This window comes from Streptomyces polygonati (genome assembly GCF_042650325.1).
GTDB classification, from domain to species: domain Bacteria; phylum Actinomycetota; class Actinomycetes; order Streptomycetales; family Streptomycetaceae; genus Actinacidiphila; species Actinacidiphila polygonati.
In genome coordinates, this window is the sequence record NZ_JBHSBB010000012.1 from 195,585 (window position 1) to 210,606 (window position 15,022).

General features: G+C 69.6%; 8 protein-coding genes and 1 pseudogene. 4 read left to right on the forward strand and 5 right to left on the reverse strand.

The window, feature by feature from the left end; genetic code table 11:
• Positions 1 to 365: 365 nt before the first annotated feature.
• Positions 366 to 1,499, forward strand: a complete 1,134-nt coding sequence (locus tag ACFO3J_RS18055; RefSeq protein WP_386430472.1) for a glycoside hydrolase family 19 protein — start codon at positions 366 to 368, stop codon at positions 1,497 to 1,499.
• 222 nt (positions 1,500 to 1,721) lie between these two features.
• Here ACFO3J_RS18055 and ACFO3J_RS18060 read toward each other — a convergent pair whose 3' ends face one another.
• Both ACFO3J_RS18060 and ACFO3J_RS18065 read right to left on the reverse strand, forming a co-directional pair.
• Complete coding sequence (locus ACFO3J_RS18060; RefSeq protein ID WP_386430473.1) at positions 1,722 to 3,641, reverse strand: arabinofuranosidase catalytic domain-containing protein; 1,920 nt, start codon at positions 3,639 to 3,641, stop codon at positions 1,722 to 1,724.
• 187 nt (positions 3,642 to 3,828) lie between these two features.
• Positions 3,829 to 5,508 carry a DUF7910 domain-containing protein gene (locus ACFO3J_RS18065; protein ID WP_386430474.1) on the reverse strand — a complete coding sequence of 560 codons (1,680 nt, stop codon included), beginning with the start codon at positions 5,506 to 5,508 and terminating at the stop codon, positions 3,829 to 3,831.
• Positions 5,509 to 5,867: 359 nt separating this feature from the next.
• Between ACFO3J_RS18065 and ACFO3J_RS18070 the strand changes: the two are divergent.
• Together ACFO3J_RS18070 and ACFO3J_RS18075 are read left to right on the forward strand one after the other, a co-directional pair.
• A pseudogene (locus tag ACFO3J_RS18070) lies at positions 5,868 to 6,332 on the forward strand (alkaline phosphatase family protein); the annotation flags it as partial.
• Positions 6,333 to 6,375: 43 nt separating this feature from the next.
• Complete coding sequence (locus ACFO3J_RS18075) at positions 6,376 to 7,083, forward strand: alkaline phosphatase family protein (RefSeq protein WP_386430475.1); 708 nt, start codon at positions 6,376 to 6,378, stop codon at positions 7,081 to 7,083.
• Positions 7,084 to 7,308: 225 nt separating this feature from the next.
• Here ACFO3J_RS18075 and ACFO3J_RS18080 read toward each other — a convergent pair whose 3' ends face one another.
• The gene (locus ACFO3J_RS18080; protein ID WP_386430476.1) at positions 7,309 to 9,000 is read right to left on the reverse strand and encodes a SpoIIE family protein phosphatase; all 1,692 of its coding nucleotides are present in this window, start codon (positions 8,998 to 9,000) and stop codon (positions 7,309 to 7,311) included.
• Between the two features lie 358 nt (positions 9,001 to 9,358).
• Here ACFO3J_RS18080 and ACFO3J_RS18085 point away from each other — a divergent pair, with 358 nt between their 5' ends.
• Positions 9,359 to 11,524: an FG-GAP-like repeat-containing protein gene (locus ACFO3J_RS18085; RefSeq protein WP_386430477.1), complete on the forward strand. Its 2,166-nt coding sequence runs from the start codon at positions 9,359 to 9,361 to the stop codon at positions 11,522 to 11,524.
• A 133-nt stretch (positions 11,525 to 11,657) separates the two neighbouring features.
• Here ACFO3J_RS18085 and ACFO3J_RS18090 read toward each other — a convergent pair whose 3' ends face one another.
• Together ACFO3J_RS18090 and ACFO3J_RS18095 are read right to left on the reverse strand one after the other, a co-directional pair.
• Complete coding sequence (locus ACFO3J_RS18090; protein ID WP_386430478.1) at positions 11,658 to 11,888, reverse strand: hypothetical protein; 231 nt, start codon at positions 11,886 to 11,888, stop codon at positions 11,658 to 11,660.
• Between the two features lie 216 nt (positions 11,889 to 12,104).
• A complete protein-coding gene (locus tag ACFO3J_RS18095) occupies positions 12,105 to 14,222 on the reverse strand; it encodes an MFS transporter (protein ID WP_386430479.1) in 2,118 nt (705 codons plus the stop codon).
• Positions 14,223 to 15,022 lie beyond the last annotated feature (800 nt).

A 15,022-nucleotide genomic window follows, 5' to 3' on the forward strand; every position in this document is an offset into this window, starting at 1 on the left:
TGTTGACACGGCGGAAACACCGGATACCGAACATGCTCTCGACTGTGAGTCAAAACTGGTCGATCGAGTTTTTTCCATCCATTGACCATGGCCAATTGAGACCTTTCCGAGTGACGGTCGTTAATGTTTCATAGGTGTACCTCGCTCATCTCCTCCGAGCAGGTGTTCACAACTCGCCGCGGCAGCGCGCGAAAGGCGGTGACTGTCAGCGGCGTTCTCGGTAAGCCTCGGTCCATTGACCGCATTTCTGGCCGCGGGCGCCAGCGCGACCATCACCACCGACCTGACGGCGCCCGCTCGCGCCGCGACACCTTCATCCCCCCCATTTCGAACATCTCCCGGCTAGGAGTCACTTCCTCATGCTGATGGATCGATTCACGCGTTTCCTGGCGAGAAGAGGCGTCCAGGGCCGCTTCATGGCAGCCGCCGTGGTGGCGGCCCTGATGGCGGCGTTGTTCGCCGCCGTCCCGGCCCAGGCCGCCGACGGTCAGATCACCGGACTGGCCGGCAAGTGCGCGGACGTGGCCGCCGCCAGCAATGCCAACGGCACCGCCGTCCAGCTCTACGACTGCAACGGCACCACCGCCCAGCGGTGGTCCAACGGCGGTGACGGCACACTGCGAGCGCTCGGCAAGTGCCTCGACGTGGTCGACCGCAGCACCGCGGACGGCGCCGCGGTGCAACTGTGGGACTGTTCCGGCGGCGCCAACCAGCAGTGGGTGGTCACCGCGGCGCACGACATCGTCAACCCGGCCGCCAACAAGTGCCTGGACGTGCGGGACAACAGCAGCGCCAATGGAAGCCGTCTGCAGATCTGGACCTGCACCGGCGCCGCCAACCAGAAGTGGAACGCCCCCGCGGGGGGCGGCGGCACACCCTCGGGATTCGTGGTCAGCGAGGCGCAGTTCAACCAGATGTTCCCGAGCCGGAACTCCTTCTACACCTACGGCGGACTGACCGCCGCTCTGAGCGCGTACCCGGGCTTCGCCACCACCGGCAGCGACACCGTCAAGAAGCAGGAGGCCGCGGCCTTCCTCGCCAACGTCAACCATGAGACCGGCGGCTTGGTCTACGTCGTGGAGCAGAACACCGCCAACTACTCGCACTACTGCGACACCAGCCAGCCCTACGGGTGCCCGGCCGGCCAGTCCGCGTACTACGGGCGCGGGCCGATCCAGCTCAGCTGGAACTTCAACTACAAGGCGGCCGGCGACTCCCTCGGCATCGACTTGCTCGACAACCCCAACCTCGTCCAGACCGATCCGGCGATCGCCTGGAAGACCGGCCTGTGGTACTGGAATACCCAGTCCGGCCCCGGCACCATGACCCCGCACAACGCCATGGTCAACCAGGCCGGTTTCGGACAGACGATCCGCTCGATCAACGGATCGCTGGAGTGCGACGGCAGGAATCCGGCCCAGGTGCAGAGCCGGGTCAACGCCTACCAGAGCTTCACCTCCATCCTCGGCGTCACCCCCGGAAGCAACCTGTACTGCTGACCGTCGTCTCCCGGTGGACCGACGGAAACGCGGGTCGGAACAGATATCCCGTTCCGACCCGCGGGCAACTCCGCGGGCGCCGATGAATCGTCCGCCCAGGTCACGCTCTTGACAGCCCGCCTCCTGAATCGGTGCCGCGAGCCGAATACGCCGAGCAGCTCCGAGCCCCCGCCGACGACCCCAGCGTCATCCCATTCCCGCACGACGGTACGCGGCAGCCGGTCAGTCGTAGATGAGGTCGAACGACTCCCATGAGCCGATCGCCGTGACCGATGTCCTGTTGGCGATCAGGGCCGCCGCGCCGGCGTTCTCCGCGGTCACGATGTCGCGGTTGGCGTGGGCGCGCAGGCTGACGCTGCCGTCTGCGTTGTCGATGAGGTCGAACGTCTCCCAGAGCCCTGCCGACGCACGGTTGGCGATCAGCGGCGAGGCACCCGCGTTGTCGGCCGTGACGAACTGGTTGTCGGCGTGGGCGCGCAGGCTGACGCTGCCGTCGGCGTTGCCGACGAGGTCGAACGTCTCCCAAGGCCCTGCCGACGCACGGTTGGCGATCAGCGGCGAGGCACCCGCGTTGTCGGCCGTGACGAACTGGTTGTCGGCGTGGGCGCGGAAGCTGACGGGGACGGTGTCGTGGACCAGGTCGAACTCCTCCGCGGGGCCGATGGTCGTTTTGTTCGCGATGAGGGGTGAGGTCCCGCCGTTGGCCGCGGTGACGAACTGGTTGTCGGCGTGGGCGCGCAGGCTGACGCTGCCGTCGGCGTTGTGGATCAGGTCGAAGGTCTCCCAGGGCCCTGCCGTCGCACGGTTGGCGATCAGCGGGGAGGCACCGGCGTTGTCCGCGGTGACGAGCTGGTTGTTGGCGTGGGCGCGCAGGCCCGTGGTGCCGTCGGGGTTGGTGATCAGGTCGAATGTCTGGTTCTTGCCGATCGAGGCCGCGTCGGCGATGAGGGCGGAGCCTCCGTTGCCGGCCGCGTCGACGTATTTGCCGTTGGCGTGGGCCTTGAGGCTGACCACGGAGGCGGTGGTCGGGACGCCGGTGACGTTGTTGGCGTAGCCGGCCGTGACGAGGCCGGCCTGTACGGCGTTCTCGGTGGCGTCGGAGGGGTAGCCGGCCGTGACGGCGCCCTCGAAGAACTCGCCGTTGCCCCAGATGCTGTTGTCACCGCCGGTGCCCAGCTCGATGGACGGCTGGACCTTCATCGGGTTGTAGCCGTTCGGCGGCAGCGGCCCCGAGTAGGACTGGGTGAGTCCGCCCTGCTGTCCGTTGCCGTACTTGAGCGTGAAGTTGGTGGTGCCGTTGTTCTTCTCCCACGCGGACAGGAAGGAGCCGTACTCGCCGGGGATGCTCGTGGGGTTGGCGCCGGTGTCGCTGAAGAACATGCCGTTCTCCAGGTCGCCGCCGACCCAGGGGCCGGGGCCGGTGCAGTTCTTCGTCCAGCAGTCGGTGCCGTAGTAGATGGCGTTCATGGTGCCGTTGCCGTCGTCGGTGTTGTCGGTCTCACCCGAGCCGAAGTCGAAGCAGCAGCCGTCGCTGGTGACGTTCGAGGAGGTCAGCATGTAGATGCCCTCGGGCTGGGCGCCGGTGGGCACGTTCTTGGCGTTCTGGATGCGGTACCCCATGCCCTGGGCGTTGAACAGCGCTCCGTACGCGGGCCGGCCGCCGACCGTCACCGGCAGCGCCATGGCGTTCACGCCGATGTCCGAGCCGTTCGGGCCGGGGCCGGGGATGCCGTGGGAGCAGCCCGCGCAGGAGGTGCCCGCTGATATGGGCATGTGGTTGGCGTTGGAGGTCTGGTCGTACAGTTCGGTGATGGTGCAGGTGGTCCCGGAGCAGAACGAGGTCTGCGGCGCGGAGTCGACGACTCCTCCGGCGGACGCCGGGCCGATGTTCAGCCGGCTGCTGTCGGAGGCCCGCTGGATCTGGTAGAGCGGCCCGCTGTAGGCCGCGAACAGCGCCCGGGTGGTGCTGTACGCCGCCACGCACGGTGTACCGCCGGAAGCGTAGACGTCACAGGGAAGCGGCGCGGCGGCGGCGGGCCTGACGGCGGCTTCGGCCGCGGTCCTGGCCGTCCCGGCGGGCGTGGCGGTGGCCGTGGCGGTGTTCGCGCCCAGTGCGGCCAGGATCATGACGACCACTGCCACCAGCAGGCGCGGTGCGGCGCGCCGTGGTCGCCGCCCAGTCGTGGAGTGAGGGGGCATGTGTTCCTCCGTCGTTGCGAAGAGTGGGGGTACGTGACGGTGCGGCCGGACAGCGAGGTCCGCGTTGCGTGCCGCCGGCGCCGCCAGGAGGAGGGGGGCCGTGGTCATCGGGGACGGTCACCCACGGCGGTCACGAGGTGATCAGGTCGAACTGCTCCCAGGTCCCGATGCTCGTCCGGTTGGCGATCAGCGGGGAGGCACCGGCGTTGTCCGCTGTCACATAGAGGTTGTTGGCCAGCGCCCTGAGGCTGACCGTGCCGTTGGAGTTGCGGACGAGTTGGAAAGTCTCCCACTGGCCCGCCGTGGCGCGGTTGGCGATCAGCGGGGAGGCACCGGCGTTGTCCGCGGTGACGAACTGGCTGTTGGCGTGCGCCCGCAGGGTGACGTTGCCGCTGCCGGCGTCCGCCATGTCGAACTGCTCCCACGTCCCGACGGAGGTCCGATTGGCGATCAGCGGGGAGGCACCGGCATTGTCCGCGGTCACGTACTGGCTGTTGGCCCGGGCCCGGAAGCCGACCACGGTCGTACCCCCGCCGGGAGGCGTGCTGCCTCCTGTCGTCGGCTGGGTGGGGCGGGTCGCGGTGAGGGCGGTCTGGCCCTTGAGCATCCGGCCGCCGTCGCCGGTCAGCCGCAGGTAGTAGTCGGCGGAGCAGGGTGTGCCGTCCTCGTCCAGCGCCCACAGCCCGGACCCGGCCGGGACCATGGAGGCGTTCTCGGCGGTCTTGGCGATCTGGTTGCCCTCGCCGTACTCGTCGAACATCGAGATGTAGATGCCCTGTACCCCGGCGCGGCACATGTTGTAGAACTGCCGCCACATGAAGTCGCCGTGCGCCCGCTGGCGGGCGGAGACGTCGCCGGGGAGCACGCAGGGCTGGTAGTCGATGCCATGGGCGTTGCAGTCGGCCTGGTCGCTGACGGTGTACGTGTTGTACACGTTGTCGGAGTCGGCCGCGTTGCCGATCGCGCCGACCATCCACGGGGTGATCATGTTCAGCGCGTGATAGGCGTCCGCGTAGCCGGCGCGCGATCCGGCGGTGCCGGTCCGCCACCCGCGCGGGACCCCGCCGATGACGTAACAGCCCTGCCCCTTGAACCAGTTGATCACGTCCAGGCAGGCGTCCGCGCTGAACGGGTGGTTGGCGTCGTCGAAACCGAAGCCCCAGACGCAGACCACCGGCTTGCCGTTCTGCCTGGCGTACGCCGAAGACGCCGTATGGGCCTTCATCTTGTTCGTCCAGTCCGTCTTGATCTCGGACTGCATGTTCGTCCACCCGGTGATGTCGTACATGATGTAGAACTTCACGCCCTTGGCCTCGGCGGAGTTGCGGACCTTCTGGGCCATCGCGTCGCGGGTGGGGCCTTCACTGCTGTTGGGATTGAAGCGCTGCAGGGCGGCGGTGTCGCAGCCGTAGGTCTTCATCCAGGCGAAGTGGGTGTCGACCGTGCTCTGGTCGTAGGAGGAGAACAGGGTCGCGGCGCCGCCGCCGTTGAAGTTGCCGTACGCCGTCGGATACGTCTTGCCGTACTCACGCATGTCCGGCCAGGCCTTGATGGCGTTGTTCGACGGGGACGGCGCCTGGCCCCAGTTCTGGCTCCAGTGCCACCAGCCGTTGATCGGCGCGCCGTCGCCGGCGCAGGCGAACCAGCCCTGGTAGCCGACGCTGATCTTGCCGACCACGTCGCCGGCCGCGCTGGCGGCGGGACGCGCGGGCGCGGGATCCGCGGCGGCGGAGCGGCTTTCCAGGCCCAGGGCCGCGGCGGCCGACCCGCCGGCGACGGTGGTGAGGAAGGTACGACGTGACACACCCATGGCGACAACTCCATTGCGCATAGCTGCGGTGGGGGGGAGGCGTGCGGGTTCCCAGCGCAGGCGCCGGGTGGAGCCCGTGGGGGACCCCGCAGTGCGCGGCGATTCAACTCCCGAACTCTGAGGGGGTCAAGGGGTCCGACGTCCGATGTTTCTCTTAACTACCCGTCGCAGCGGCACAGTTGGCGCGCAAGTCCGCATATAGCTGGTACTGTATAGCCCTTATATCCACTTTGCCCCCCAATGATTGATCGCATTTGAAGGAAACCGAACTCAGCGCCTGCGGCGTAGGTGTCCACCGGCTTCGATGAACGGGCCATAGCAGCCATTCCCGACGATCCGTGCTCATGCGAGGAGCCTCCATGGAAGCCAGTCCGATCACCCCCGGGCTGGGTCCGACCGCGGCGACAGATCCGGGACGGCGCAGGGCGGAGAACCGGTCGACCGACCACTACTTCGGCAGCTTCCCCGGCGTACGCGGCTTCAACGACAAGCAGGCGCTGCGATTCCAGGACGGAACGACCGTCTTCCAGCAGAAGGACGCCGACGGCAATATCGTCACCCCTCAGGTCGATGACGGCGCCCGCGGCATGAACTACCACAGCGACGCCTACATGGGCTTTTATCATTCGGTCGCCGCCCAATACACCATCGCCGACCAGAATTTCTGCTCCGAGTTCGGGCCGACGGACCCCAACCGCGAGTACCTGTGGAGCGGTACCGCCAACACCGAGACGAACAACGCGGACGAATCCAACTACTCCCGCTCCTGGATCACGGTGGCTGAGCAGCTTCAGCGGGCCGGCATCGACTGGCGGCTCTACTCCGACAACAGCGGCGACGGGCGGCAGGGTTACCTCTGGGGACACCATGCTCGGCGAGCGCTACGTCAACAATGTGCTCGGGATCCTGCGGAGCAACCCCGATATCTGGAACCACACCCTTTTCATTCTCAACTACGACGAGAACGACGGGAAGTTCGACCATGTGCTGCCGCCGTGGCCCGAGGCGGGCACCGCGCGCGAGTACGCCGGCGACTACCCGCTCGGCTTCGGTCCTCGGGTGCCGATGCTGCTGGTCTCGCCCTGGAGTCGCGGCGGCTACGTCGCCTCGGAGGTCTTCGACCACACCTCGACGATCAGGTTCCCCGAAATCTGGTCGGCCCACCTCGGCAAGCCGTTCCGCAGCCCGAACATCAGCGACTGGCGCCGCTCGATCGCGGGCGACCTGACCAGCGCGCTCGACTTCGCCCACCCGCAGCCGGGACCGGCGGCCTTCCCGGCCCCGCGCGCCGAGCAGCCGGTGTCGATCCCCGACGGCCACATGACACCGCGCCCGCTGAGCTTCCACCCGCACGCGACGGTCTCCGAGGACCCCGAGTCGGGGAAGATCACCGCCAGGATGACCCTGACCGGTGGCCCGAAGGACAAGGCCTTGAGCTTCCAGGTCTTCCCCGACAAGTATCCGGCCTTCTCGGTCTACTCCAACGACGGCTTCGTTCGGGCCTTCGCCGGCCAGGTCACTCCCTCCCGGGAGCAGAAGGACCGCGGCCTCCCCGTGTCGAGGTCGACCTGCTGACGGGCAGGGGCGCCCAGCAGAAGCCACTGGTCGAACTCACCCTGCACAACCAGGGCACCAAGCCGTTGCGCTACACGCTCACCGCCAACGACTACCTCGGTGGGACGCGAGAGTTCACTGTCGCCCCCGGCAGGCCGGATCGCCACCGCCGAAAAGGACTGACCGGCCAGGACACCCGTGGCGACGGCGGCCGCGGGTCCCGGCCGCCGTCGAGCGACGACCCGATCAGGGGGTACGCACCGCGAGGATGGCGACGTCGTCGTCGTTCTTGTCGTCTGCGGGGCGGGCTCGCTCCAGCAGCAGGTCGATGAAGGCCGGCAGCGGGCGGTGGGCCAAGGAGGCGGCGTGCTTGCGCAGCCGCTCGAGCCCGTCGTCGATCGGGCGGTGGCGGCTCTCGACCAGCCCGTCGGTGTACAGGACCAGCGTGGACCGGGGCGGAAGAGTCAGACTGGCGTCGGAGCGCACCGGAGTGAGGCCCGTGCTCAGCAGCATGCCGTGTCCGTCGTTGAGGTAGCGGGCCTGTCCGTCGTGGCTGATCAGCAGCGGCGGCGGATGGCCGGCGTTGGTCCAGGTCAGCTGCCACGCGCCATCGGCCGACTGCTCCACCACGCCGAAGACCAGCGTCACCATCGGCACTCCCGCGAGGGACGTCGATCCGTCCAGCCGCCGCACGATCGCGCTGGGCGACTCGTGGTGGCTCCAGGCGTAGGCGCGGAGCATGCTGCGGATCTGTGCCATGCCCGCGGCGGCGTCCAGGTCGTGCCCGACCACGTCGCCGATCGCCAGCGCCGTCATACCGTCGGCCAGGGTGAAAGCGTCGTACCAGTCCCCGCCGACCTGCGAGTCGTCCGGCGCGGCGAGATAGCGGGCGGCCATTTGCAGCCCCGGTACGGAGGGGAGCTGCGGCAGCAGGTGCCGTTGCATGGTCTCGGCGACCTTGCGCTGGCGCTGGTAGAGCCGGGCGTTGTCCAGGGCCAGCCCGGTGCGGCGGGTGAGATCCTCCAGAAGCGACAGGTCGACCGGAGTCAACGGGCCCCGGGGCTCGACCCGCCCCAGCGTCAGCGCGCCGAGTACGTCCCGCAGGCCCCGTATCGGGGCGATGGCGGCCGAGTGCATGCCCGTCGCCTCGAACAGCCTGGCCTGTTCGAGGGCGATACCGGAGTCCGGTGGTCCCTGGTAGGTCTGCGGCGTCACCAGGGTGGAGGCCGCGCCGCGCAGCGCGCGGGACAGCGGCATCGGCGAATCGGCCGGCACCGGCGGCATCGGTCCCTGCAAATCCTCCCGGGCGGCATACACGCCGTCCTCGTAGTGCACCACGATGGCCCGCTCGACCTCGTCGCCCTCGGTGATCAAGTCCACCACCGCCCAGTCGGCGATACGGGGAACGACTAGGTGAACCAGCCGGTTCAGCGCCTCGTCACTGTCGAGGGTCGATGTCAGCTGGGTGGTCGTATCGGCCAGCAGCGTCAGCCGCTCCAGTTCCGACAGCGCCGACCCGGGCCCGCTCGGCAGGTCGGCGGCACGATCGGCGTCGGTGAAGATCACCAACGCGTCGGCGTCGGCGCCCGCCTCGGCGTACGGCGCGATCAGCCAGGACAGCTCGACCAGCGACCCGTCACCCCGCTCGAACCACCCGGTGCCGGCCCGGGGGCACCGGGACAAGAACGCCTGGAGCAGCGAGCACTGGGACCTGGGCAACGGCTGGCCGTGGCGGTCGCGCTGAAGCACATCGTGAGCGTTCCGGCCGACCAGATCAGCGGCGTCCCAGCCCAGCAGCCGCTCCGCGCGGCCGTTCAGGTGGGCGACCACACCCCGCTCGTCCAGCACGCACACCGCCGCCCCGAGCAGGTCGGGCAGTCCGGCCGAAGAAGCCGCCTCGGACGCGGGCACGCCGTCGGCCCTGGCTCTCGGCACCATCTCCTGCACCTCCTCCGGCGGTCGGGTCCTGTTCCGTCACCTCAGCTTCTCACGACCGTGTCAGGTGGCCGAAGCGGAGACGGGCGTGAAGGGGCCGGCATGCGGCACGCCGAACCCGCCGAAACGGCGCCCTCATCAGCGGCAGCCGGAATCCGCCCGTAGCGGTGGATGTCGGCCGGGTGCCGACCCCGCCGGTGGCCGGTCCGGACGAGTGCTGGACGCCGGGGCTCTCTGGAGACTGCCCGGTGAACGCACGGTATTCGATCACGTCGCTACAACCCTTAAGTGCCGTGCGGGGTCTGGCAGTTCGGATGCGAGTCGCAGATGACGCGAAGTCGAAGGAAACCGGGGGTTTCGGATGCGCCGAAAACGAGCGTTGCTGATCGGGTCGGCATTGCTGACCGCGATCGTGATGGGCCTGCCGGGGGTGCCGGCGGTGGCGGATGGCCCGGCGGACGACGTGCCGTCGGTGACCGTGCCGCCGGCGACGGTGCAGGAGACCGGGGCGCCGGCCTGGCAGGGCGGCGGGCTGGCACTGGACCAGGGCCGGCTGTTCGTCGGCACCGATTCGATCTACCCTCCCGTTTACGGCTCCCCCGCCGACGACGTCACGGCCGCCGACGTGTCGGTGGCGGCCGACGGTACGCCCTCGGTCGGGGCGTTCGACTTCGCCGACATCCTCAACGGGTACATCAACGATGAGGGACGGACCATACCGTGCACCGGGGACTGCCGCCGCCTCACCGCGTCGGGCTGGGCCCACGTCACACATACCGGGATGGGCTCGGACTCGTACGACACGACCCAGGACATGGTGGCCGCCTCGGGTGGCTACGAGGTCCTGCGGAAGGGATCGCCGCAGCGGCAGTATGTGTTCGCTACGCGCAGCAGCCCCGGCCTGCTGTCGGAGGGCGACCCGGTCGGGGCCGCATTGTGGGAGAACACCCTGTGGACGGCCGGCACCGGCGCCCAGCAGGGGACGGTGACCGCCGCCGAACTCCCGGCGATGACACCCGGGCAGAAGGTCGACGTCGGCGCTACCTGTGCCATCACCGACCTCCAGGTCGTGGCGCACTGGATCTACTGGTCCTGCGGCCCGGACGCCCACGCCGCGGTGTACGACCTCGCCAGCGGACGGCTGACGCCGGTGGACTCCGGCTACGCCATGCTCGGTGACGGCTACCTCGTCACCCAGGACACGGCCGCGGCCACACTGCGGATCAGCTACCTGCCGCAGTCCGACGGGGACGCTCTCGACACCCGTGACCTGGCCGACCTGCCCTCCCGCCCCGGCGCCTCCGCCGATCAGCGCGGCTTGTACTGGACCGTGGACCGGTTCGGCGGCGGAGCGGCGGTGATCACCGCTGACGGAGGCATCCGGGTGATGATGCCCCGGGTGACCACCACGGGCATGACCCTGGTGCCCGGCGCGATGGAGAAGGTGGCAAACGAGCGCCTTCCGAATCCTCTTTGGCAGCCGGACTTCTCGATGTCCAAGCCGGCCTCCTCCTGGACCCTGCAGATCCGCGACGCGGCCGGCAGCACGGTGTGGACGACCTCCGGCGGACCGGTCCGCGGGCACCTGCACGGCGACGACACGTACCAGAACCACTGGCCGAACTGGATCGGCCGTGACTCCTCCGGCCAGCTGGTGCCCAGCGGCACCTACCGGTGGGTGTTCAGCGCGACCGCCGCCGACCGCGCCTCCGACACCGCCACGATCAGCGGACAACTGGAGGTGAAAGCCGTTGAGTTCCACTCCTTCGGTGCCCAGGGCAGCCTGGTCTTCACCAGCCCCTCCGGCGCGGCGGCGGGCGTGGTGGAAAGCGACGGCCGCGGCGGCCTCCCCGCACCGACGGCCAGGAAGCTCATACCCGGCTGGCAGGCCGGCGACCTCGCGATACCCTTCGGCGACATCCTCGGCTACCGCTGCAACGACCTGCTGGTGCGCACCCCGCAAGGGGAACTGAAGGAGTGGCAGGGCGACTGCGATGACGGTTTCCCGATCTACCCGGACGGCATCCGCGACTATTCCCTGGGCACGGGCTGGAACCAGTACACCTTTCTGGTCTCCGCCGGCGACGAGACCGGCGACCGCCGCGCCGACCTGCTCGCCGAGGACAAGAACGGCGACCTGTGGCTCTACGCCAACAACGGGAAGGGCGGCTTCGACCCGCGGGTCAAGGCCGGCTGGAGCCTGTCCGGCTACACCATGCTGGTCGGCGGCGGCGACCTCGACGGCGACGGCATCGGCGACCTCCTGGCCCGCGACACCTCCGGCAACCTCTGGCGCTGGTCGGGCGACGGCGCCGGCAGCTGGCTCCCCAAGGAGAAGATCGGTACCGGCTTCAACACCCTCACCTCCCTGACCGGAGCCGGCGACATCACCGGCGACGGCAAACCCGACCTGGTCGGCCGCGACGCCTCCGGCAACCTGTGGCGCCGTTCCGGCGACGGCACCGGCGGTGTCACCGGACCGGTGAAGATCGCCACCGACTGGCAGGCGGTGGGAGGACTGTACTGACCGGCGTCTACGCGTACCGACCGGCACGCCCTCCACCTCCTACCGGCCACCGCCCGGCGCCCCGCACGCGATCCCCCGTGGACACGGTGGACAAAGATGTGCGGTTCACGGCGTGAGGCACCACCTCGACGTGTCAGCCTCGCGCGGCGGCCTGGTGGGCCAACGCGGCGTCGACGATCGGCAGGTAGCCGTTCCGGGCCAACGCCTCGGCGCGCTTCGTATGGTTCTCCGGGTCCTGCGGCGCGATAGTGCCCAGTCCGTCGACGTAGCGGTTGTACATGCAGAACGCCGCCGCGATCAGGACCGCGTCGTGCAGCTCGACGTCCGTGGCCCCCTGCGCGCGGGCGGGCTCGACGAGCTCCACCGCCGCAATGTGCTCGGCGCGCGCAGGGGGACCTCGACCAGGTCGCACAGCGGCGCGGCGGTCTCCGGGCGGAAGAAGAACAGCGAACGGATCCCGGGCTGGTCGTTGCCCAATTCGGTGTGCGGCGTGGCGGTGAACCTCCGGGCATCGGGGTGTCATCCGTGATGAATGGGCGGAACCCTGACTTTATTGCACCGGAGGTCCGACCGGAATGGCTCAGCGGGCCAGTGGGCCGCCCGCTCGTTCAGCCGCCAGGGCCTCGAGTTCGCGGGCTACCGCGCTGTTGTGCGCGGCGGCGTCGGCGCGGGCCTTGGCCGGGGTCCAGCGTCCGGCGAGCAGCCAGATGGACGGCAGGAAGACCAGTTGGCCGATGAAGCAGAGCCACCACCAGCGCTGCCATTGCGCCGGGCCGTCCTTGGCCGCCTTCTGCACTACCGGTGCTTCCTTCTGCAGGTAGGCCAGTGCGGAGGCCACCGCGGGGTCCTTCAGGCCGCGGCCGTAGGTGTTGAGGAACGTCAGATCGGCCGGCGGGACCGTGCCCAGCGCGGTGAGTTTCGCGCGTGCCTGCTGGAGCACGGGACCGTCGGTGCGCAGCAGGGTCAGGTCGGTCGGCGGGACTTGGGCCAGGGCTTGCAGGTCGGCGGTCGCGGTGGCGACCGGTACGTGCAGGCCGGCCGCTATCTCGCCGACGGCCTTGGCCAGGGTGCCCGGGTCGGTGGCGCCGGTGGCCAGCGCGGCCTGGGTGGCCGGGTCGAGGGTGGCGGCGGTGGCGAGCTGCGCCTGGTAGCGCGTGCTGAGCGTCAGCGCCTGAACGATTTCGGGGACTGGTTTGCCGGAGATCTGGCTCAGCGCCGTGGCCTGTGTCACCTGGTCGTTCGGGTTCGCGATCAGGGCGGCGGAGACGGCCGGGGTGAGCCTTGCGGCGGTCGCGAGTTCGGAGGAGTCCTGGGCGGCCAGCGTCCGCGCCCTGACGGCGATGCCCGGGTCCGCCGCCACCGCTTTGACGATCGCGTTCTGCGCCGCGCTCAGGCTCGGGTCCTGGCCCGCCACCGCGGCATTGAGCCGCGGTCCGTGGTCCACCAAGGTCTCGGCGGCCGGAATCGCGAAGCTCACCGAGCCCAGTGTCGCCACGACGATGACGCGCAGTATCGCGCCCCAGACAGCCAGGCCGGTGGCGGTGGCGGCTGGGCTGTGCCGCTCCACGGTCTCGGTGAACGCGGCCATCCACGCCGCGAAGGCGATCGCGCTGCCGATCGAGATGAGCGCGATGATCCACGCGAAGTGGTAATAGCCGGTGTCGGCGTGCGTGGTGGCCCGGGCGAACAGAGCCACGCCGACGGCGCTGACGGCCGCGCCGACCACCATGAACGGCTTGCGCACGCGCAGCCGGTCGGACAGCACGCCGGCGATGATCAGGGCGGCGGCCTGCAGACCCCAGTACCAGTTGCCCAGGGCGTTGGCGCGGGCCAGGCTGTAGCCGAAGGTCGTGGTGTAGAAGACCACGAACAAGCCGACCGCCATATAGAAGAACAGCAGGAAGGCGCCGATCCCGAACGCCGGTCCGATCACGTCGGCCCGCAGCACCTGCCGCCACCGGCCGTCGGCGGCCCGGTCCGGGTCGACGCCGCGGGCCCGCGCCTCGACCACGGCCTGGTCCCGCAGGCTGACCATCAGCTGGTCGCGCAGCCGCGGCGCCAGTTCCCGCAGGCCCAGGAACGCGATCACGAACACCGCCAGACCCACGACGCCGCAGAACCGGAACTGGTACTGCCAGTCGGGGTGCGCGGTGAGCGTGTTGCTGGAGACCTCGGTCACCAGCAGCGAGCCGACCACCGGGCCCAGCGTCCACAGGCCCATCGCCGAGGCCCGGCCGACCTGCGGCGAGAAGTCCCGCACCAGTGCCGGGCTGGCCACCAGGACGACGCCCTCGACGATGCTGACCAGGCCGAACAAGACCAGGTACGTCAGCTTGGTGTGCGCGTTCGGCAGTCCGAACAGCACCAGCCCTCCGGTCAGGGCCAGTCCGTAGACCACCAGGTTCGCCCGACCCCAGCGGTCCGCGAGCCCGGCGACGACCGATCCCACCGCGCCGAGCCCGTAACCGATCACGATCACGGCGATGAAGTACGACAGGGACATGTGCAGCTTCGCGGCGATCTGCGTCGACACCGCGTTTTGCACGAAGAGCTCGTAGTACAAGGTCACCGTGCTCACCACGACGATGCCCAGATAGAGTCTCCGGGCCCCGTTTTCGGGGTACCGGTCGAGTTGGCGTCCCCACAGCCCGCGCCTGGCTCTGATCGGCGGCGCGGCCGGGATGGTCGGTGCTGACATGTCGGTACCTCTTCTGTCAGAGCAGGTGGGAGTCCCGCTGGTATCGGATCGCCGGAGGGTTCTTCGGCCTTCGGCCGGCGCTGCTCCGCGCCGGGTGGCAGGCCCGCTGAAGGGGAGGACGGACTCCTCACGCGGCCACCGATCCAGCCGAGCCGAGCGCTGCCGACCCGCCGTCGGGAGCGCATGGAATGTGTCGCGGTGTCGCGCATCAGCCATCCGCGCCCCCTTTCGGCCCTGCCGCCTGGTAGATGTCTGTTCGGCGGGCCCCGACGATCAGCGGCAGGCCGCTTCTTCGAACGCGGTGCGCGGCGGTCGGCGGGTGCCGGTGTCGGCGCGGCCGGCCGCCGGCATCCCGGCGGCCGGCTCCGCGTTCAGCGGACGCTGGAGCGCCGGGAGACTCGAAGTCCCCCCGTTCCTGGGCAACGGCGCGGACCGGGTCGGGGCGGTAGCCGCATCGGCGGTGGCCCCCGGCAGCCCGAACACTGACACGGGGGCGGTGATCGCGGCGGTGGCGAAGACTCCTGGCGGCTGTCGTCTGTTCATGCCGCTCATCGTGACGACGCGGTCGCCGAATAGCTTCTCCGCCATTGCCGGGCCGCGCGCCCTGCCGCCGTGGTCGCCCGGGCGATTCCGACATCAGGAGCCTTGCGGCGGCCCGCTCAAGCTCTCTCCGCACGGGCATGGACGGCATCATGATCCGTCCTCCTCCCGCGCCCGCGTACGGCGTCTACCTCATCGACCGCTGCTGCGCTCAGCCGGAGGGAGGGTCGGGCCGGAAGACCACCTCGCCCTTTCCGAAC

Coding starts and splice junctions, on each gene's coding strand:
- ACFO3J_RS18080 (WP_386430476.1), bottom strand. CDS start 9,000: ATGGTGCCGAGAGCCAGGGCCGACGGCGTGCCCGCGTCCGAGGCGGCT.
- ACFO3J_RS18055 (WP_386430472.1), top strand. CDS start 366: ATGGATCGATTCACGCGTTTCCTGGCGAGAAGAGGCGTCCAGGGCCGC.
- ACFO3J_RS18085 (WP_386430477.1), top strand. CDS start 9,359: ATGCGCCGAAAACGAGCGTTGCTGATCGGGTCGGCATTGCTGACCGCG.
- ACFO3J_RS18065 (WP_386430474.1), bottom strand. CDS start 5,508: ATGGGTGTGTCACGTCGTACCTTCCTCACCACCGTCGCCGGCGGGTCG.
- ACFO3J_RS18075 (WP_386430475.1), top strand. CDS start 6,376: ATGCTCGGCGAGCGCTACGTCAACAATGTGCTCGGGATCCTGCGGAGC.
- ACFO3J_RS18095 (WP_386430479.1), bottom strand. CDS start 14,222: ATGTCAGCACCGACCATCCCGGCCGCGCCGCCGATCAGAGCCAGGCGC.